General features: G+C 59.7%; 16 protein-coding genes and 1 tRNA gene. 16 read left to right on the top strand and 1 reads right to left on the bottom strand.

Going from position 1 to position 17,880, the window contains the following annotated elements; genetic code table 11:
* The first annotated feature begins 81 nt into the window (after positions 1-81).
* The 4 genes from ACFP6B_RS05080 (at position 82) to ACFP6B_RS05065 (ending at position 4,889) form a co-directional block, all read left to right on the top strand.
* Positions 82-1,287, top strand: coding sequence for a glycosyltransferase (locus ACFP6B_RS05080; RefSeq protein WP_377127649.1), 1,206 nt, complete (start codon positions 82-84; stop codon positions 1,285-1,287).
* Positions 1,288-1,402: 115 nt separating this feature from the next.
* A tRNA-Ile gene (locus ACFP6B_RS05075) sits at positions 1,403-1,476 on the top strand.
* Positions 1,477-1,666: 190 nt separating this feature from the next.
* Entirely contained in the window at positions 1,667-2,674 is a 1,008-nt protein-coding gene (locus tag ACFP6B_RS05070) for a hypothetical protein (RefSeq protein WP_377127646.1), read from the top strand.
* 70 nt (positions 2,675-2,744) lie between these two features.
* The gene (locus ACFP6B_RS05065) at positions 2,745-4,889 is read left to right on the top strand and encodes a S8 family serine peptidase (RefSeq protein WP_377127643.1); all 2,145 of its coding nucleotides are present in this window, start codon (positions 2,745-2,747) and stop codon (positions 4,887-4,889) included.
* Here ACFP6B_RS05065 and ACFP6B_RS05060 read toward each other — a convergent pair.
* Positions 4,886-5,422: a M23 family metallopeptidase gene (locus tag ACFP6B_RS05060; protein ID WP_377127640.1), complete on the bottom strand. Its 537-nt coding sequence runs from the start codon at positions 5,420-5,422 to the stop codon at positions 4,886-4,888. The two genes, ACFP6B_RS05065 and ACFP6B_RS05060, sit on opposite strands and share 4 nt — an antisense overlap.
* Positions 5,423-5,947: 525 nt before the next feature.
* Between ACFP6B_RS05060 and rpsB the strand changes: the two genes are divergently transcribed.
* The 12 genes from rpsB to dxr all read left to right on the top strand — a co-directional run bounded on the left by rpsB (position 5,948) and on the right by dxr (position 17,807).
* A complete protein-coding gene (gene rpsB / locus ACFP6B_RS05055) occupies positions 5,948-6,757 on the top strand; it encodes a 30S ribosomal protein S2 (protein WP_185173307.1) in 810 nt (269 codons plus the stop codon).
* A 123-nt stretch (positions 6,758-6,880) separates the two neighbouring features.
* Positions 6,881-7,711, top strand: a complete 831-nt coding sequence (gene tsf, locus ACFP6B_RS05050) for a translation elongation factor Ts (protein WP_185173306.1) — start codon at positions 6,881-6,883, stop codon at positions 7,709-7,711.
* A gap of 141 nt (positions 7,712-7,852) precedes the next feature.
* On the top strand, positions 7,853-8,593 hold the full coding sequence (pyrH, locus tag ACFP6B_RS05045) for a UMP kinase (protein WP_135012806.1): 741 nt from the start codon (positions 7,853-7,855) through the stop codon (positions 8,591-8,593).
* An 81-nt stretch (positions 8,594-8,674) separates the two neighbouring features.
* Complete coding sequence (gene frr, locus ACFP6B_RS05040; RefSeq protein ID WP_185173305.1) at positions 8,675-9,232, top strand: ribosome recycling factor; 558 nt, start codon at positions 8,675-8,677, stop codon at positions 9,230-9,232.
* 6 nt (positions 9,233-9,238) lie between these two features.
* Positions 9,239-10,084 (top strand): phosphatidate cytidylyltransferase, encoded by an 846-nt coding sequence (locus ACFP6B_RS05035; protein ID WP_377127634.1) that lies wholly within the window; start codon positions 9,239-9,241, stop codon positions 10,082-10,084.
* Between the two features lie 31 nt (positions 10,085-10,115).
* Positions 10,116-10,718, top strand: a complete 603-nt coding sequence (locus ACFP6B_RS05030; protein WP_377127632.1) for a DivIVA domain-containing protein — start codon at positions 10,116-10,118, stop codon at positions 10,716-10,718.
* A 120-nt stretch (positions 10,719-10,838) separates the two neighbouring features.
* On the top strand, positions 10,839-11,210 hold the full coding sequence (locus ACFP6B_RS05025; RefSeq protein WP_377127629.1) for a DUF485 domain-containing protein: 372 nt from the start codon (positions 10,839-10,841) through the stop codon (positions 11,208-11,210).
* 14 nt (positions 11,211-11,224) lie between these two features.
* Positions 11,225-12,847 carry a solute symporter family protein gene (locus tag ACFP6B_RS05020; RefSeq protein ID WP_237242857.1) on the top strand — a complete coding sequence of 541 codons (1,623 nt, stop codon included), beginning with the start codon at positions 11,225-11,227 and terminating at the stop codon, positions 12,845-12,847.
* A gap of 232 nt (positions 12,848-13,079) precedes the next feature.
* On the top strand, positions 13,080-13,343 hold the full coding sequence (locus tag ACFP6B_RS05015; RefSeq protein ID WP_185173300.1) for a GlsB/YeaQ/YmgE family stress response membrane protein: 264 nt from the start codon (positions 13,080-13,082) through the stop codon (positions 13,341-13,343).
* Between the two features lie 186 nt (positions 13,344-13,529).
* Positions 13,530-15,368, top strand: coding sequence for an ABC transporter ATP-binding protein (locus tag ACFP6B_RS05010; RefSeq protein WP_377127624.1), 1,839 nt, complete (start codon positions 13,530-13,532; stop codon positions 15,366-15,368).
* Positions 15,369-15,459: 91 nt separating this feature from the next.
* The gene (locus ACFP6B_RS05005; protein WP_377127621.1) at positions 15,460-16,479 is read left to right on the top strand and encodes an alpha/beta hydrolase; all 1,020 of its coding nucleotides are present in this window, start codon (positions 15,460-15,462) and stop codon (positions 16,477-16,479) included.
* A 23-nt stretch (positions 16,480-16,502) separates the two neighbouring features.
* Positions 16,503-17,807 (top strand): 1-deoxy-D-xylulose-5-phosphate reductoisomerase, encoded by a 1,305-nt coding sequence (dxr, locus tag ACFP6B_RS05000; protein WP_377127618.1) that lies wholly within the window; start codon positions 16,503-16,505, stop codon positions 17,805-17,807.
* Positions 17,808-17,880: the final 73 nt, after the last annotated feature.

The following is a 17,880-nucleotide window of genomic DNA, read 5'->3' as shown; positions in this document are numbered from 1 at the left end:
CTGCGCGGCTGATGCGCGGGCCCCAAAAACCCGGTAAGGTCAGTGGGGTACCGAACGAAGAGACCTCGAAAGGGCCCCTGTATGGCTGATAAGCCTCTGACCGTCCTCATTGGCGCCGATACTTACCCGCCCGATATCAATGGGGCCGCTCAGTTCTCATCCCGTCTCGCCCAGGCTCTAGCCGAACGCGGCCATACCGTACATGTGATGGCACCCAAGCAGGAAAAAGGCGTCACCAGCCGTCACACGGTAGACGGCATCGTCGAGCACCGCATGCGCTCGCACAAGGTAATTACCCACCCCTACATGCGCCTGAACTTCCCCTGGGAGATTTACGCCGAGGCAGACCGCCTGGTGCAGGAGATTCAGCCCGATGTGATTCATATTCAGTGCCATTACATCATTGGGCGGGTACTGGCTCGTGTTGGGGCTAAACGCGGTGTGCGGGTTATCGCTACCAACCACGTGATGCCCGAAAATATCACCCCCTTCTTACCATTCGGTAAGGTTGGTAATGAGCTGGTGGTTAAGGCTTCGTGGGTTGATATGCGCCGGGTGCTCAACCGGGCTGCTGTGGTGACTACTCCCACCCAAATCGGTGCCGATGCGATGGAAAGCGCCGGTAAGTTCCGCCGGCCGGTGATGCCGGTATCAAACGGTATTCAAAGCTCTGATTATGAACTTGCCCCGGGCGAAGTGATCGAGAAAGCTGCTGATGAGCTAACGATTTTCTTTGCCGGGCGCCTGGCCGTTGAGAAGAATATCGATGTGCTCATTGAGGGTTTTTCGCTTCTTCCTGCTGAGTTAAGGCAGAAAACTGTGCTTGAGATTGCTGGAACCGGCGAGATTCTTTCTGATTTGCAGGCCAAGGCCGCAGAATGCGGTGTAGCTGACCGGGTGCGTTTCTTGGGGTACGTGTCCGATGAAGAACTTCGCGCGGGCTACCTGCGCGCCGATGTCTTCTGCCAGCCGGGTACTGCCGAGCTGCAGTCGCTGGTGACCCTGGAAGCTATGAGCGCTTCAAAGCCGGTGGTCCTTGCTAACGCCCTGGCCCTGCCGCACCTGGTTGATTCGGGGAAGAACGGTTACCTTTTTACCCCGGGTGATACAGCGGAGCTGGCTGCCCGCCTGGCCGACGTGCTGAGCCTGCCCGAGGACGAGCGGAGGGCCATGGGGGAGTGCTCCCGCCAGATGGTAGCCCGCCACGCCGCCGAAAAGACCTGGGAGACCTTTGAATCGCTGTACCGCTCTAATGAGCTCTATGATCGGTTCCTGGCGGAACGATAGGAGCGCTTACAGGCTCAAGCCTTACGCCAGATGCGCGGACGCCCGTGGTTTGGCTTCATCTGCCCTTTTCGGTATTCTTAGAGGCAGCGTCAAGCTCGCTAGAGCCTGGTGCTGTGGGGCTGTAGCTCAGCTGGTTAGAGCAGGGGACTCATAATCCCTTGGTCGCGGGTTCAAGCCCCGCCGGCCCTACTATGAACGCCTTGCCTTTCTGCTTTCAGAAAGGCAAGGCGTTTTTTGTACCCTACCCAGGGTGTGGGCGACACGCCCCGTTCACCGGGTATTCTCACGCAGTTCCCACACTCTTACCTGGCGGGTGCTACATTTGCTGAGGAAAGTTTCACTTTCAATCACTCGCATTCCACCTATCCCAGAGGAAACTATGTCTTTCTCCCTCAAGCGCATCACCGCGCCCGTACTCGCAACCGGTCTACTGGCAGGTTCACTGGTCGTTGCAGGCTCCGCCGGTGCCCAGGCAACCACCAGCACCACCCAGTTCGCAACCTACACTTCAGAAGCTGGTGTGAGCTCCAACTATCACGTCTACGCAGAGAACATTGACTGGTCCCAGCCCGTTGGTGTTGTCTTCTACCTCGACGGGGACTACTGGCAGACTAACCAGTCCAAGGTGCACTCACCCAACAACTCTCAGCTACTGGGTATGGCCGAGGTCGCTAACGAACGCAATATGGTTTTCGTTCCCGTCATCTCACCCGATAAGGACGCTACCGGCAACGGCATCACCTGGTGGCAGTCCATGGACGCCAACGGCGACTGGTTCCGCTCTTTTGCAAGCTCCTTTATCGCCGAAGCAGGTCTGGACTCCTCTAACGTCTGGACCATCGGCCACTCCGGCGGCGCAGAAATCACCGGTTTTGAACTGCTGGCCGATAGCCAGGACTCCTGGCGCACCGGCGGCGGCTCGGTTATGGTCGGTGGCGGCAACAGCAACGGCATGCAGACCCTGCCCTCAGACACCGCTAAGGACTTCTCTCTGCAGTGGTACATCGGCTCTGAGGATGGCGTAGGCGCCACCTGGCCTGTTGCCTGGTCAGCCTATGGCGCGGCAGAAAACGGCTACAGCATTTACTCAGCAGCAGGTTTTAACAACGTAGATTTCACCGTGCTGCCCGGCATTCATCATCACAACTACGATTTCCCCGTGATCCTTGAAGAGGCCCTCGATAAGGTTGAGCCCAAGCTGATCGGTGGCATTGGCGCCTACTACTACGCTCACGGTGGCGCTGAGACCTTTGGTGAGCCGGTCGCTAACGAATACAACGTTGAAGGCGGCGCCCAGCAGCTCTTCCGTGCTGCGGACGGCACCGAAACCCTGCTGGTCTGGTCAGCCGACACCGGCGTCGTTACTCCGGTGGCCTACCTGCGCTAGCAGATAAAATATCGGCGAACTCCTTCATCCCGTATGCTGTGTAGTAACACACATATTTGAGGGAGTAACCGTGGCACGTTCGCCGTTTTTTCAGTCCGTTGCAGGCACCTGTTCGCTGGTGCTTGCAACGGGCTTTTTACTGATATCTGCCCCGTCTGTAGCTCAGGCAGCACCTCCGGGTGGCACAACAGGTGAGGCAGCCGCCCAGGGGCAGGTGGCGGGTGGCCCGTCCGCAGGTGCCGCAGGCGAGATGACCACCCGCTACCAGCCGACAGCTGAACCAGATACCGACCGTCTGGTGGTGAAATTTAAGGACGGGGTAGACGGCCAAGAACAGGCCCAGATACTGAATGAGGTCGCTGCGTCCACCACAGCTGTAGACACCGCAGAAGTCTCTCACGAAACGGTTGAGCAGGCCCAGGTTGTAGATGTTCAGCAGATGATGACCCCGGATGAACAGGCGCAGGTGGTTGAGCTTCTCGAAGAGCAACCTGATGTTGAATACGCTGAACCTGATCTCATCATCACAACCGGCCAGGCAGCTACTCCCCGTAATCCTCCTAGCGACCCTTACTTTGCTAGTCATCAGTGGAATATGCGAGCTATCGATGCGCCCGGTGCCTGGCGATACGCTACCGGTGAGGGCATCATCATCGGTATCGCTGATACCGGGCAGACCTGGCACCCCGAACTAGCTGCAAAGACTTTACCCGGCTATGACTTTGTCTCGGCCGATCAGAGCCGGGACGGTAACGGCTGGGACCCCAACCCCAACGATGAAGGCGACTGGGGGCCTCAGGTTCCCCGTTCTATGTGGCACGGAACCCACGTAGCTGGTATCGCTGCCGCCGCAACCGATAACGGGGCAGGAGTAGCCGGTGTAGCCCCTAATGCGCGAATCCAGCATTCCCGCATTATGGGTGTCAACGGCCGCGCCTACACTTCTGACCAGGCTGCGGGCATTGCCTGGAGCGCCGGTGTGCCCGTACCCGGAGCACCTGCTAACCCCACACCGGCTCACGTCGTTAACTACTCTGAGGGCTTCTATTCAGCAACCTGCCCCAGGGTCCTGCAGGACGCCATCAACGCGGCTCATGCACGGAAGGTACCGGTGGTTGCGGCAGCAGGTAACTTCGGGGCAAATGCGGTCGGTACCTCACCGGCTAACTGCCTGGGAGCTATCGTGGTCGGTGCAACCGCTAACGGCAATGTGATGACAGGTTACTCCAACTGGGGGCCCATGCTTGATGTGCTGGCCCCTGGCGGTGCGGTTGGATCAGATGTCTGGTCAACTGTGAATACAGGTGCCTACACCCAGGCAGGGCCCGGGTACGGACCGCTCAATGGCACCTCAATGGCTGCCCCTCATGTGAGCGGCATTATCGCTATGATGAAGGAACGCAACCCGAACCTGACCGTAGAGCAGATTCGCACCATTCTTAAGGACACCGGATCAAACGTCAACGGGTACCGTTTTGTTAACGCTCCTCGTGCAGTTTCAGCTGTTGCAGATACCCGTGGTTTCCCGCTGATTGGTGCTATCGGAGCCTACTACTACGCCCACGGGGCAGCCGCTACTTTTGGAACGCCGACGAGTGCTGAATTTCCCCTACGTGATGGAGGAGCGGGGCAGAACTTCTCACGTAATTTCACGATCTACTGGACTGCCCGCACCGGGGCCTACCCCGTGAACTTCTCGGGAGGTATCGGGGCTAGATACCGAGCCGGTGGCTACGAGAACGGGTACGGTTATCCGCTCTTTGCAGAGACTGCTATCACCGGTGGCGCGATGCAAAAGTTTGCTCTTGCTGACGGGCGTCGATTTGCCTTCTACTGGACCCCTCGACACCATCGAACCCACGTGGTGTGGGAGGCCGGTGCTATTGGCGGCCGGTTTACAGCAGCAGGTGGAACTGCCCGCTATGGCTTCCCCGACACCGATGAGCAAGCTGTTCCCGGCGGCGGCGCCCAGCAGCGCTTTACGACACCTTCAGGTGCAGGCACCCTGTTCGTATGGTCACCTACCACGGGCGCTAAGACCCTGGTGGCAGACGGTGGAATCTACTGGTACTGGGTCAATAACGGCTATACATCATCGCTGGGTTTCCCCACTACCGATGAGGTTTCCCATCCCGATGGGTCAGTGACGGTGAGCTTCACCAAGGGTGCGGTTGTGCGGTGGAGCGCCGAAGGTGGGGTGCAGCGCATCCGCTAGGCTGTAAAATCATCGCCGATAGGTAACAGCACGCTGGGGTCTTCAAGCCCTAGCAGGAGCAGGGGGTTCGTGTAATCGAGCCCCCTGCGTGCTGTTTCAGAGCCCGGGGCAGATTCCCTCACACCCCAGTGCAGGCAAAAGTGTGGGGCACAGTGCTGAACCTCAGAATCTAGCTGGGCGATGGCGTCCCCGGCCTGCACCCGGCTACCTACCGGTAGGGGGTTCATGACAGGTTCAAAGGACGACCGCCGCCCGTCCGGGTGCTCAAGGGTGAGCACCTGCCGGTCAACTACGGTTCCAGCAAAAACTACCTCCCCCTCGTAAGGGGCAAGGACGCTCCCACCCGCTTCCAGCGCAAGGTCAACGCCGCGGTGCCCGGCAGCCCAGCGGGCAGCCGGCTTCTCAAAGCCCCGAACCACGGTAAGCTGCCCTTCCACCGGGGCCTGCCAGGGCGGCGTCCGCCCTGCAAAAGCTAGCGGGGTTACTGCCCCCACTAAAAGCAGGGCACAACAACAAACCCCTAGAAACCTCACAAGCCTTCTAGAAAGCGATAGAAGAAAAGACACGACAAAAACCTTTCGGTCGGTGCCCGCCCCTTACCCCAGGTGGCGCCAACCGTAGGTTGTCTCCATCTTTACCACTGGAAACCTGCCACCACAAGAGCCACAACCCCGGTGATTAAAGCCCAATAATGCGGTATAGTTGTTGATTGCAGTTTGCCCCTGCGCCCTGCCCAAAAACAGGTAGTGCGAGGGCAAGGGGAATCCCTTTACATAGAGACCCCTCCTTGGCGAGCCGTTCACGCGAGCTTCACCCGGGATCTGACGTCGCGTAACGCGAAGCAACTAGCCTCTAGTTGATAAGGAACTTTCGGTCCGGCACAGGCCGGTGAAGGTCTGAGACAGCTTCGTCACTCCAACGAAAAAGTCTGAGCGTTACCAGGGGAGCGGGCCTTGTGCCCACATGCTCCACATGTAAACCGATAACTACTATGCGCGGAGCGGAGCTAGCCTGGAATCAGGGGCCCGCCCGGCACCCCTAATACATAAGGAGACGACATGCCCGTCGTAACTATGCGCCAGCTTCTCGATTCAGGTGTCCACTTCGGTCACCAGACCCGCCGCTGGAACCCCAAGATGAAGCGCTTCATCCTCACCGAGCGCAACGGCATCTACATCATCGACCTGCAGCAGTCACTGGCCTTCATCGACCAGGCTTACGAAGCTGTTAAGGCAACCGTTGCTCACGGCGGCACCGTTCTGTTCGTTGGTACCAAGAAGCAGGCTCAGGAAGCCATCGCTGAGCAGGCTACCCGCGTGAACATGCCCTACGTCAACCACCGCTGGCTCGGTGGTATGCTCACCAACTTCGCAACCGTTTCAAAGCGCATCGAGCGCATGAAGGAACTCGAGCAGATCGACTTCGACGACGTCGCAGGCTCACAGTTCACCAAGAAGGAACTGCTGCTTCTGCGTCGCGAGCACGAGAAGCTCGAGAAGACCCTCGGTGGTATCCGTAACCTCACCAAGGCTCCCTCACTGATCTGGGTTGTTGACACCAAGAAGGAACACCTGGCTGTTGACGAAGCTCAGAAGCTCGGCATCCCCGTAGTTGCTATCCTCGACACCAACTGCGACCCCGACGAAGTTTCCTTCCCCATCCCCGGCAACGACGACGCAATCCGCTCCGTCAACCTGCTCACCCGCGTCATCGCGGACGCAGTTGCTGAAGGTCTGCTGGAACGCGAAAACAAGAAGGCCGGCAAGTCAGCTAACGCTTCCGAAGAGCCCATGGCTGAATGGGAGCGCGAACTGCTCGAGCAGCACGAAGCTGCTAAGGCAGAAGCACCCGCTGAAGAAGCTAAGTAAAGCCTCATAAGAGAAACGGCACCCGCCCACATTCGGTGGGTGCCGTTCTCACCTCTTCTGCCGAAGATACCGGCAGGAACCCAATAGATTTCCCTAATCTGTTCAAAATATAAGGAGTTCACCATGGCGAACTACACCGCAGCCGACATCAAGGCTCTGCGCGAAAAGACCGGCGCAGGCATGCTCGACGTCAAGAAGGCCCTCGACGAGGCCAACGGCGACCAGCAGAAGGCAATGGAAATCATCCGCGTTAAGGGCCTCAAGGGCGTCACCAAGCGCGAAGGCCGTGCAACCGCAGAAGGCCTCGTTGCTGCCCGCGTAGAAAACGGCGTTGGCTTCATGATCGAAGTTAACTCAGAAACCGACTTCGTTGCTAAGTCCGAGCCCTTCATCAAGTTCGGTAACGACGTTCTCGAAGCAGCAGTTGCCGCTAACGCTTCCACCCTGGAAGAACTCAAGGCAGCTTCTTACGAAGGTAAGACCGTCGACGAGCTCACCACCGAAGCAGGCGCCCTGCTCGGCGAAAAGATCGTTGTTCGCCGCGTAGCTCGCGTTGAGGGCGAGAACGTTGCAGTTTACCTGCACAAGACCTCCAAGGACCTGCCCGCACAGGTTGGCGTTCTGCTCGCAGTAGCTGGCGAGAACACCGAGGAAGTTGCTCACGACGTAGCCGTTCACATCGCTGCAATGAGCCCCAAGTACCTCAACTCAGACTCCATCTCAGCTGAGGACATCGAGGCAGAGAAGCGCGTTGCTGAAGAAACCGCCCGCGGTGAAGGCAAGCCCGAGCAGATCATCCCCAAGATCGTTGAAGGCAAGCTCAAGGCTTTCTACAAGGAAAACACCCTGCTCGACCAGGACTTCGCTAAGGACTCATCCAAGTCCGTAGCTGCAGTTCTCGAGGAGAACGGTGCAACCGCAACCGCTTTCGAGCGTTTCCGCGTCGGCGCCTAATACTCTTCAGGTGTGATTGAGCACCAAAAAAGCTCATAGCTCAGGGGAGCCCCGCACAGGGGCTCCCCTTTGCCGTATGCTAGAAACAAAGCGCGCAAGGGACGCCGCAAAAAAATTTTGACCTTTTTCAGGAGGGCCACCATGGCAGAGTCAACCCGAACCATCCACCGCGACGATACCGGCCGCCGCCGCGTCCTACTCAAGCTCTCCGGCGAGGTCTTCGGCGGCGGTGAAGTTGGTATCTCCACCGAGGTAGTTCGCGGCATCGCAGAACAGATCGCCTCAACCATCGGCCAGGTCGAAGTCGCAGTCGTCGTTGGTGGCGGCAACTTCTTCCGCGGCGCAGAGCTCTCAGAAGCCGGCATGGACCGCTCCCGCGCCGACAACATCGGCATGCTGGGCACCGTCATGAACTCCCTAGCCCTGCAGGATTTCCTCGAACAGGCCGGTATCGACACCCGCGTCCAGTCAGCCATCTCCATGCAGCAGGTCGCTGAAAACTACATCCCCCGCCGCGCCATCCGCCACATGCAAAAAGACCGTGTGGTCATCTTCGGCGCAGGCGCAGGACTGCCCTACTTCTCCACCGACACCGTCTCAGCCCAGCGTGCCCTCGAAATCCACGCCGACGAGGTCCTCGTCGCCAAGAACGGCGTTGACGGCATCTACACCGCCGACCCCAACAAGGACCCCAACGCCGAGCGCCTCTACAAGCTCACCTACGACGAAGCCCTAAAGCGTAACATCCGCGTTATGGATCAGACCGCCTTCTCCCTCTGCAAGGACAACAACGTCACCATGCGCGTCTTCGGCATGCAGGGCGAGGGAAACGTGGCTCGTGCCATCCTCGGCGAAGAAATCGGCACCTTGGTCACTGCCTAAACGCGCCACGACCACTAGACTAGATAAAGACTACCTACACCGCGCCCACAGACGGGCACAACCCTAAAGGACTAACAACAGATGGTTGAAGAAACCCTGCTCGAAGCCGGCGAAAAGATGGACAAGTCCGTCGAGGCTCTCAAGAACGAATTTGCCTCAATCCGCACCGGACGCGCCAACCCCGCCCTCTTCGCAAACCTCACCGCAGACTACTACGGTGCCCCCACCCCCCTGCAGCAGCTGGCGTCCTTCCAGACCCCCGAAGCTCGCACCGTCCTGATCACCCCCTACGACAAGAGCGCCCTGGGTGCCATCGAAAAGGCGATCCGCGACTCCGACCTCGGCGCTAACCCCGCCAACGACGGCAACGTCGTGCGCGTTGTCATGCCCGAAATGACCGAAGAGCGCCGCAAGGAATACATCAAGATGGCCGGCCACAAGGCTGAAGAAGGCCGAGTTGCCGTCCGCAACACCCGCCGCCACGCCAAGACCGCTCTCGACAAGCTGGTTAAGGACGGCGAAATCGGTGAGGACGAGGGCGCACGCGGCGAAAAGGAACTCGACGCCCTGACCAAGAAGCACATCGACACCGTTGATGCGCTGCTGAAGTCCAAGGAAGCTGAACTGCTCGAGGTCTAAAACCGCATGACTGTTCACTCTCAAGAACAGCAGCCCCAGGCCTCTAAAGTCGGCAGGAACCTACCCGCTGCCATCACCGTCGGCCTTGTGCTGGGCGCGTTGCTGGCGGTGGGTTTGTTTTTTGTTCCCCTCATCCTTGTGCTTCTAGCAGCAGCAGCTGTTTCTGTGGGCACCTGGGAGGTCTGCCACGGGCTCAACCAGAAACGCGGCATGGGAATCCCCGCTATTCCCGCTGTTGCAACAGCCTTTATCATGCCCTTTGCCGCCTACTATGGGGGCGGCTCCTGGCTAATTTTTACCGTGGTCGCCTCGATTCTGGTGCTGATTGGCTGGCGTATCGTGGGGCACCGCGACGGCATGATTATGTCGATTATGGGCTCCATCTTCGTGATGTCCTGGGTGCCCTTCATGATTTCCCTGGCCCTGTTGCTCTACCGCGAAGAATCGGGCCCCGGCAAAGTGCTCATGATTCTGCTCATGGCTATCGGAAACGACACCTGGGGCTACATCGCCGGCGTGAAATGGGGCAAGACCCCTATGGCCCCCAAGATCTCTCCCAAGAAAACCTGGGAGGGTTTTGCCGGGTCAATGGTGGGCTCCATTATTGTGGGCATCATCTGTTCGCTCTTCATCGGCGACCCCTGGTGGTACGGCCTGATTGTGGCGGTCTTCCTGGTGGTTGCCTCAACAGCGGGTGACCTGGGGGAGTCCATGGTCAAGCGTGAAATCGGCATTAAGGACATGTCGAATATTCTGCCCGGACACGGTGGTGTAATGGACCGCCTGGATTCCATCGTGTTCGCTATCGCTATCGGTTACGTGATTTTCTCGGTGCTCTCAGCCCTCTTCTAGAGGCGGGTGCTGCCAGATATTTGGAGGCTCAATGAAACATCAGGCTGAATCTTCCGGAGAGTTTCGCCGGGTTAGCTCCCACGAGAAGGGGTACTCGGTGGCTGCCGTGGACTCCTTTTTCACCCGCCTAGCCGACGACTATGAGCTGATGCTCTCGGGCGCCGAGGTGGGGGCAGATGTGCATACCTCCCGCACAGTGCGCGAGGCAGTTTTTGAGCCAGAGAAGGGCGGCTACGCTCCGGACGACGTAGATGCAGCCCTCGATAAGGTCGAAGACCGCTTCTGCGAGCTGGAACGCCACCTGTACGTGCAGCGCTACGGGCAGGCGACCTGGGACCAGGCTGTGCAGGAACTTGAGGACCTTTTGCGCGGACGCCTGGAACGCCCCACCGGCCAGCGCTTCCGTAGGCCCTCCAAGCGTCTCACCAAGGGCTACTTCGTGAAAGAAGTTGATGCCCTCTGTGAGCGCCTCTTGGCCCACCTTGAGGGGGCGGACGTCCTCGCCCCCGCCGATGTTAGGTCGGCTGCTTTTAGCCCGGCAACGGGGGACCTCAGCTATGAGGAAACCCAGGTCGATGCCTTCTTGGACAGGGCTATTGAGTATCTGAACGATACGGCTGCTTCCAGCATCTAGGACTACTTGATAGGTGGACCACCCGAAATATTTCGGGTGGTCCACCTTTTTTAGTCTAGAGACTTGTGTGTAACGGAGATAACACGCTAATGTGTGTTGAGTTACACAAAGGAGGTAGTGATGGCACACACATCACCAGAATCTCACCAGCCTCTAATCGACGCTGAGCATGTCGATTTTAAGGCAGCTCAGAATAGCGGTGAGTTTAAAGAGCTTCGCGCAATCCACAGGTCTTTCGTCTTCCCCATGACCGTGGCCTTCTTGGTCTGGTACCTGCTGTATGTGATTCTGGCGGTGTATGCCCCCGGCTTCATGGCAACCAAGGTGCTGGGCAATGTCAATATCGGCATTATCTTTGGTCTCTTGCAGTTCGTTACCACCTTCACTATCACCGGTTGGTATGTAGCTTTCGCTAACCGCAAGCTTGACCCTCGCGCAGCTAGCCTGCGCAGCGACATTGAATCCGGCAACTACGCCCACAAGGCTCACTAAGGGGTGAACTTTTCATGACGACTACAGGAACCCTCCTCGCGGCTGAAGCTAGCGCCCAGACCGTGGGTACCCCCTGGGTAAACATGGCCGTATTCGGTGCCTTCGTGCTGGCCACCATGGTGGTGGTGCTTCGCGCCTCTAAGAACAACAAGACCGCAGCTGACTACTATGCCGGTGGTCGCTCCTTCAGTGGCACCCAGAACGGTCTGGCTATCGCGGGTGACTACCTCTCGGCGGCCTCCTTCCTCGGTATTGTGGGCGCTATTGCCCTGCAGGGGTATGACGGCTTCCTCTACTCCATCGGCTTCCTGGTTGCCTGGCTGGTGGCCCTGCTGTTGGTGGCTGAGCCCCTGCGTAACACAGGTAAGTTCACCATGGCAGATGTGCTCTCCTTCCGCCTGCGTCAGCGCCCCGTCCGAATTGCCGCCTGTATCTCAACCCTGGCTGTTACCCTCTTCTACCTGCTGGCCCAGATGGCCGGTGCAGGTGCCCTGGTTTCCCTGCTGATGGGTATTAGCTCCAAGGCTGGCCAGTCGCTGGTCATCATCATCGTGGGCGTACTTATGATCGTCTACGTTCTGATCGGCGGTATGAAGGGCACTACCTGGGTGCAGATTATCAAGGCTGTTCTGCTGGTCTCTGGCGTTGCTATTATGACCATCTGGATCCTGGCAATCTACGGCTTCAACTTCTCCGCCATGCTCGGCTCGGCGGTTGAAACCTCCGGTAACCCGGCTATTCTGGAGCCTGGCCTCAAATACGGTCTGAATGATCTGACTAAGCTGGACTTTATCTCTCTCTCCCTGGCTCTGGTCTTTGGTGCAGCTGGCCTGCCCCATGTGCTCATGCGCTTCTACACCGTTCCTACCGCTAAGGAGGCCCGTAAATCGGTAGTCTGGGCTATCGTGCTGATCGGCCTCTTCTACCTCTTCACCCTGGTGCTGGGCTTCGGTGCCGCTGCCCTGGTGGGTGCGGACGCCATTAAGGCAGCTCCCGGCGGCGTTAACTCGGCAGCCCCCCTGCTGGCCTTCGAGTTGGGTGGCTCCCTGCTGATGGGTGTGATTGCTGCCGTTGCTTTCGCAACCATCCTGGCCGTGGTGGCGGGTCTGGCGATTACCGCGTCCGCCTCCTTTGCCCACGATATCTACACCAACGTTATCTGCAAGGGCAACGCTGACCCTGCCAAGGAAATCCGCGTAGCAAAAACCACCGTGGTCGTTATCGGCCTGCTGTCTATCGCAGGCGGTATCGGCGCCCAGGGGCAGAATGTGGCCTTCCTGGTGGCCCTGGCCTTCGCGGTAGCGGCTTCGGCTAACCTGCCCACCATCGTCTACTCCCTCTTCTGGAAGGGTTTCAAGACTCGCGGTGCCCTCTGGTCTATGTACGGTGGTCTGGGCATCTCGGTGATCCTGATTATCTTCTCCCCGGTGATGTCCGGTGCTGAGACCTCTATGATTCCCGGTGCTGACTTTGCCTGGTTCCCCCTGGCTAACCCCGGTATCGTAGCGATTCCTGCAGCCTTCCTGCTGGGCTTCCTGGGCTCACTCGGTGGCGATAAGGAAGATGAGATCAAGCAGGCTGAGATGGAAGTTCGCTCTCTTACCGGTGTTGGAGCCGAAGGAGCTATCGACCACTAAGAGCCGGTAGGCTCGCGCCTGCTGTAAACCCCCATCGCTGGCAGCCCATAGCAGGGCTGGTCGGCGGTGGGGGTTTACTGTGTGGTGAGGTAGGGGTGCTTTGGTATAACACAGGGGGATAATAAGCCAACACACTTGTAGCTTACTTAGCTTTATCTTGGAGTTTGATATAAACTAGAAGTACGCTGAACAATTCGGGCTCACCCCCGTAACCCTATGAAAGAAGGAAAACATGTCAATTTTCGGTTGGATCGTTCTTGGTCTCATTGCTGGTGCCCTCGCAAAGCTGATTATGCCCGGTAAGCAGGGCGGCGGCATTCTGGTTACCATGGTGCTCGGTATCGTAGGTGCGCTTCTCGGTGGCTTTATCGGTAGCTTCATCCCCGGCCTGTCAGACGGCATCCAGAGCTTCAGCATCGGCACCCTCTTCACCGCCGTTGTAGGCTCACTGCTGGTCCTCTGGATCTACGGTGCCATCACCAAGAACAAGGCCTAAGCCCTAGCGGCCTAGCTCTAAGCACTCAAGCCCCGGCGGGCGTCCGTCCTTACCCAAGGACAAGACGCCCACCGGGGCTTTGTGCTACCCGCGTGGGCAAAAGAACACTGCCCCCTCAATCAGGTGGGCGGACGCCGGCGGTAGGGTAGTGGGGCACCACAAGAACACCGGCAGGTAGGGATTTTCATGAAAAGCATCGCCAGAATCGTTAGAGCCACAAAAGAGCTATGGCCCTACTTCGTAGGAATCATCATCTGTGCGGTACTCACCAGCGCAACCTCCCTGCTGGCTCCCTTCATTATTTCGGGGGCAACCGATGCCGTTGTGGGGCACCTGAACGGTTCAGCCCCCACCACCGGCACAGCCATCGCCTGGTTCGCGGTTGCCTACCTGGCAGCCCAGCTGGTGAGTGTGCTGACCACCAACATCGGGGGCTATATCGGCGATGTGATGAGCCAGCGCATGCGTACTATCCTGTCGGTACGCTACTACGAGAAACTGCTCTCCCTGCCCCTGTCCTACTTCGATACCGAGCTGACCGGCACCATCATCGCCCGTCTTAACCGCTCCATCACCGAAGTTACTAACTTCGTCAAGACCATGAGCAACACCTTCATCTCCCTGGTGCTCACCACGGTTTCGGTGATTGTGATTAGCTCTATCTACTACTGGCCCCTGGGGCTGCTGCTCATTATTATCTTCCCGGTCTACTTCTGGCTCACCAGCAAAACCAGCGAAAAATGGCAGGTCTGGGAAGGTGAGAAGAACGAGAACATCGACATCGCATCCGGCCGCTTTGCCGAAGTTATCGGGCAGATTCGTGTGGTGAAGTCCTTCGGCCGCGAGCGCCGAGAACTCACTGATTTCGGTGGTCGTTTCGAAAAGACCATCGGGCTCACCCGCGCCCAGTCTAAGTTCTGGCACGCTATGGACGTTGCCCGGCTCTCTTTCCTCAACCTCATCTTCTTCGCCCTCTACCTGCTGATTTTCCTGCGCACCCTGGCCGGGGACTTCACCATCGGCGACATGGTGCTGCTCATCCAGCTCCTGGCCATGGCGGTTGCCCCCATCAACTCACTCTCCTGGATCGTCGATACAGCCCAGCGCGCTATTGCCGGTTCTAAGGACTACTTCGAGGTCATGGAACGGCAGTCGGACGCCCGAGCCCTGGCCATTACCGCCGGGGCTGCCGGGGCGCGTCCGGATTCCGCTACTGACGCTACTGCCGCCAGCCTCACCGCTGAACCCGGAGCCGAACTCGTCCGCTTTGAGGGCGTGACCTTTGGCTACGAGGGGGAGGCAGATGTGCTGCACGGGATTAATCTGGCGGTGAAGCGCGGGGAGCGTATTGCCTTTGTGGGGGAGTCCGGCGGGGGTAAGTCGACCCTCATGGCCCTGCTCGAAGGTCTCTATGACCCCCGTGAGGGCCGGGTGCTGGTTGACGGCATGGATATTGCCGGCAGCGACCTGGCGCAGGTGCGCTCGCTGATTGGCATGGTCTTCCAGGACGCCTCGCTCTTCTCGGGCACTATTGCCGAGAATATTGCCTACGGCCGCCCCGACGCTACCCGTGAGCAGATCATCGAGGCTGCCACTAAGGCGAACGCCCACGATTTCATCTCAAAGTTTGCGGACGGCTACGAGTCGCTGATCGGTGAGCGCGGCCTGAAGCTCTCGGGCGGCCAGAAGCAGCGTATCGCTATTGCCCGAGCCATGCTCAAGGACGCCCCGATTCTAATTCTTGACGAGGCTACCAGTGCCCTGGATACCAAGGCCGAGCGGGCAGTGCAGAAGGGCCTGGAAGAGCTGATGGAGGGCCGAACCTCCCTCATCATTGCCCACCGTCTTTCGACCATTGCAACGGTCGACCGTATCGTCACCCTCAAGGAGGGGCAGATTGACGAGGTGGGCAGCCCTGCCGAGCTGGCGGCCTCCGGCGGTATCTACGCCGAATTGCTGGGCCTGCAGAATAGCGGCGGTAAGGCTAGCAAGAAGAAGCTGCAGAGTTTCGATATCGTCGGCTAGCAGGGTAGGTACCATCTAGGTCAGAAATGACCATCAACTAGGTGGGTTTTTCTGACCTAGATGGTACCTACCGGGGTGTAAAACTTAAGGTATGAAGAAAAGCACCCTCACCACCCTAGCCGGTGGGCTGGCCCTCGCCACCGCCGGGCACTTCGCCTTCTGGGGCTACCAGCAGCACAAGTACGTCCACCCGGAGCTCCGCCACTGGAAGCTCTTTCTCGCCCCCCGCCCCGGCTACGTCGCCCTCAAAGGACGCCTGAAGCGCGAGCCCCAGCGATCCTTCGCCGTCGTTGCGCCCCCGGCCCCCGGCGTCCGCGTCGAAATGGTCGATGTGGCCCAGCCCGACCTGCCCGGTGGCCTGCCCTGCTACCTCAACCTGCCCGAGCACCGCCAGTACGACGGAGCCGTGCTCTGGATTCACGGGGGCGGGCACGTGCTCGGTTCCGCGGGCCCCGACCAGGCAAAAGTCTCCCAGATGGCTGCCGACTTGGGCGTACCCGTCCTCTCCGTCGAATACCGCAACGCCGGTGAGGCCCCCTTCCCCGCCGACCTCGACGACTGCTACGCTGCCCTGCGCTGGCTGCAAACCCAGGCTGAAAAGTACGGCATCAACCCTGCCAAGATTGCCCTGGCAGGTTCTAGCGCCGGTGGCGGCCTGGCTGCCTCCCTGGCCCAAAAAGCCCTGGATACCGGCCACCCGGTCGGCTTCCAACTGCTGGCCTACCCCATGCTCGATGACCGCACCGACCACCCCGCCCAGCCCGGCCAGGGCCGCTGGCTCTGGACCGCCCTCGACAACAAACTGGCCTGGAACACCTACCTGGGCGGACGCGCGGGCGCAGCTTCCCTGCCCGACTACGCTGCCCCTGCCCGCCGCCAGAACCTGGCCGGCCTCCCGGCAGCCTGGATTAGCGTGGGCGACATCGACCTCTTCTACGCCGAGAACTCCTCCTACCACCAGCGCCTGCTGGCCGCCGGGGTTGAGAGCACCCTGTATGAGGTACCCGGCATGTACCACGACGCCCCCGGCCTGAAACCCACAGCCCCGGTCGTCCGCGAACTTGAAGCTGCCCAGCGGGCCGCCCTGCGGGCCTTCTTCGAGGGCAACTAGAGCCGATGTGAGAACATAGAACCATGCGATTTGGCTCAACTCAGCGCTTCGGCGCCTCCCGCGAAACCCTCACCGACCAGCTAGCAGACTTCCTGCAGGGCGGGCGGACGGTCACCCTGCTCGGCTCCACCGGGTCCATCGGCACCCAGGGCGTGCAGGTCATCGACCACCTCAACTCCCTGGCAGGAACCTCCACAGGTAGCGACGACGCTCCCGTGCGCGTCACCGCCCTCTCAGCCGGCTCCCGCTCCTTGCCCCTTCTGGCAGAGCAGGCCGCCCGCCTGCGTCCGCACCTGGTCGCTACCAGCGGCACCGAAGCGGACGCCGCCACCCTGCGCTCGCTGCTGGCTGAGCTGGCACCGGGCTACAGCCCCCAGATTGAGTGGGGCAAGGACGCCGCCACCGCCGCAGCCCGCGCCGGGGCGGACGTTGTGCTCAACGGCATTACCGGCTCTATCGGCCTGGAACCCACCCTGGCTGCCCTGCAGGCAGGCTCCCAGGTGGCCCTGGCGAACAAGGAATCGCTGATTGCCGGTGGCGAGCTGGTCAAGGCCGCCGTGGACGCCTCACCCCTGGACCAGCCCATGATTCCGGTGGATTCTGAGCATTCTGCCCTGGCCCAGGCTCTAGCATCGGGCACTGACCGGGAGATTGACCGGCTGGTGCTGACCGCCTCGGGTGGGCCCTTTAGGGGCATGACCTACGAGCAGTTGCGGGAGGTCACTCCGGCACAGGCCCTGGCTCACCCCACCTGGGACATGGGGCTGGTGGTGACCACCAACTCGGCCTCTATGGTCAATAAGGCCCTGGAGGTGCTGGAGGCCCACCACCTCTTCGGCATTGACCTGGACCGCATTGATGTGACGGTTCACCGCCAGTCGGTGGTGCATTCTATGGTGCAGTTTGTGGACGGCTCGACCCTGGCTCAGGCGTCCCCGCCCACCATGCTGCTGCCCATTGCCCTGGGGCTGACCTGGCCCCACCGTATTCCGGGTATCGCGCAGCCCTGTGACTGGTCGCAGGCTACCGAGTGGACTTTTGAACCCCTGGATAACAAGGCCTTCCCGGCGGTGGAGATGATTAAGCGGGCGGGCCAGCGGGGCGGTACCTTCCCGGCGGTCTTTAACGCTGCTAATGAGGAGGCGGTGGCGGCCTTCCACGCCGGTGCTATTCGTTTTACCGACATGATTGAGACAACCGGGCGGGTGCTCGATGAGCACGCGAGTTCTTCGGCCCTGGCCGAGTCAGGTTCTCTGACTCTGGAAGCGGTGCTTGAGGCAGAAGCCTGGGCCCGCACCCGTGCCAACGAGATTCTGGGGCAGGCATAGACCTACCCCTGCGTAGGCGTATCTAAAGAGATGACCCCCCTTGTTTCTCTCTTCACCCTGAGATAATCCATGG

It is taken from the genome of Rothia nasimurium (assembly GCF_042660305.1).
GTDB classification, from domain to species: domain Bacteria; phylum Actinomycetota; class Actinomycetes; order Actinomycetales; family Micrococcaceae; genus Rothia; species Rothia nasimurium.
This window is presented reverse-complemented; position numbering and strand designations above follow the sequence as displayed.

What these genes read in the sequence shown, in the direction of transcription:
- ACFP6B_RS05025 (WP_377127629.1), top strand. Translation starts at nt 10,839, where the DNA reads ATGGCACACACATCACCAGAATCTCACCAGCCTCTAATCGACGCTGAG.
- pyrH (WP_135012806.1), top strand. Translation starts at nt 7,853, where the DNA reads ATGGCAGAGTCAACCCGAACCATCCACCGCGACGATACCGGCCGCCGC.
- dxr (WP_377127618.1), top strand. Translation starts at nt 16,503, where the DNA reads ATGCGATTTGGCTCAACTCAGCGCTTCGGCGCCTCCCGCGAAACCCTC.
- ACFP6B_RS05070 (WP_377127646.1), top strand. Translation starts at nt 1,667, where the DNA reads ATGTCTTTCTCCCTCAAGCGCATCACCGCGCCCGTACTCGCAACCGGT.
- ACFP6B_RS05080 (WP_377127649.1), top strand. Translation starts at nt 82, where the DNA reads ATGGCTGATAAGCCTCTGACCGTCCTCATTGGCGCCGATACTTACCCG.
- ACFP6B_RS05010 (WP_377127624.1), top strand. Translation starts at nt 13,530, where the DNA reads ATGAAAAGCATCGCCAGAATCGTTAGAGCCACAAAAGAGCTATGGCCC.
- ACFP6B_RS05005 (WP_377127621.1), top strand. Translation starts at nt 15,460, where the DNA reads ATGAAGAAAAGCACCCTCACCACCCTAGCCGGTGGGCTGGCCCTCGCC.
- tsf (WP_185173306.1), top strand. Translation starts at nt 6,881, where the DNA reads ATGGCGAACTACACCGCAGCCGACATCAAGGCTCTGCGCGAAAAGACC.
- rpsB (WP_185173307.1), top strand. Translation starts at nt 5,948, where the DNA reads ATGCCCGTCGTAACTATGCGCCAGCTTCTCGATTCAGGTGTCCACTTC.
- frr (WP_185173305.1), top strand. Translation starts at nt 8,675, where the DNA reads ATGGTTGAAGAAACCCTGCTCGAAGCCGGCGAAAAGATGGACAAGTCC.
- ACFP6B_RS05020 (WP_237242857.1), top strand. Translation starts at nt 11,225, where the DNA reads ATGACGACTACAGGAACCCTCCTCGCGGCTGAAGCTAGCGCCCAGACC.
- ACFP6B_RS05035 (WP_377127634.1), top strand. Translation starts at nt 9,239, where the DNA reads ATGACTGTTCACTCTCAAGAACAGCAGCCCCAGGCCTCTAAAGTCGGC.
- ACFP6B_RS05030 (WP_377127632.1), top strand. Translation starts at nt 10,116, where the DNA reads ATGAAACATCAGGCTGAATCTTCCGGAGAGTTTCGCCGGGTTAGCTCC.
- ACFP6B_RS05015 (WP_185173300.1), top strand. Translation starts at nt 13,080, where the DNA reads ATGTCAATTTTCGGTTGGATCGTTCTTGGTCTCATTGCTGGTGCCCTC.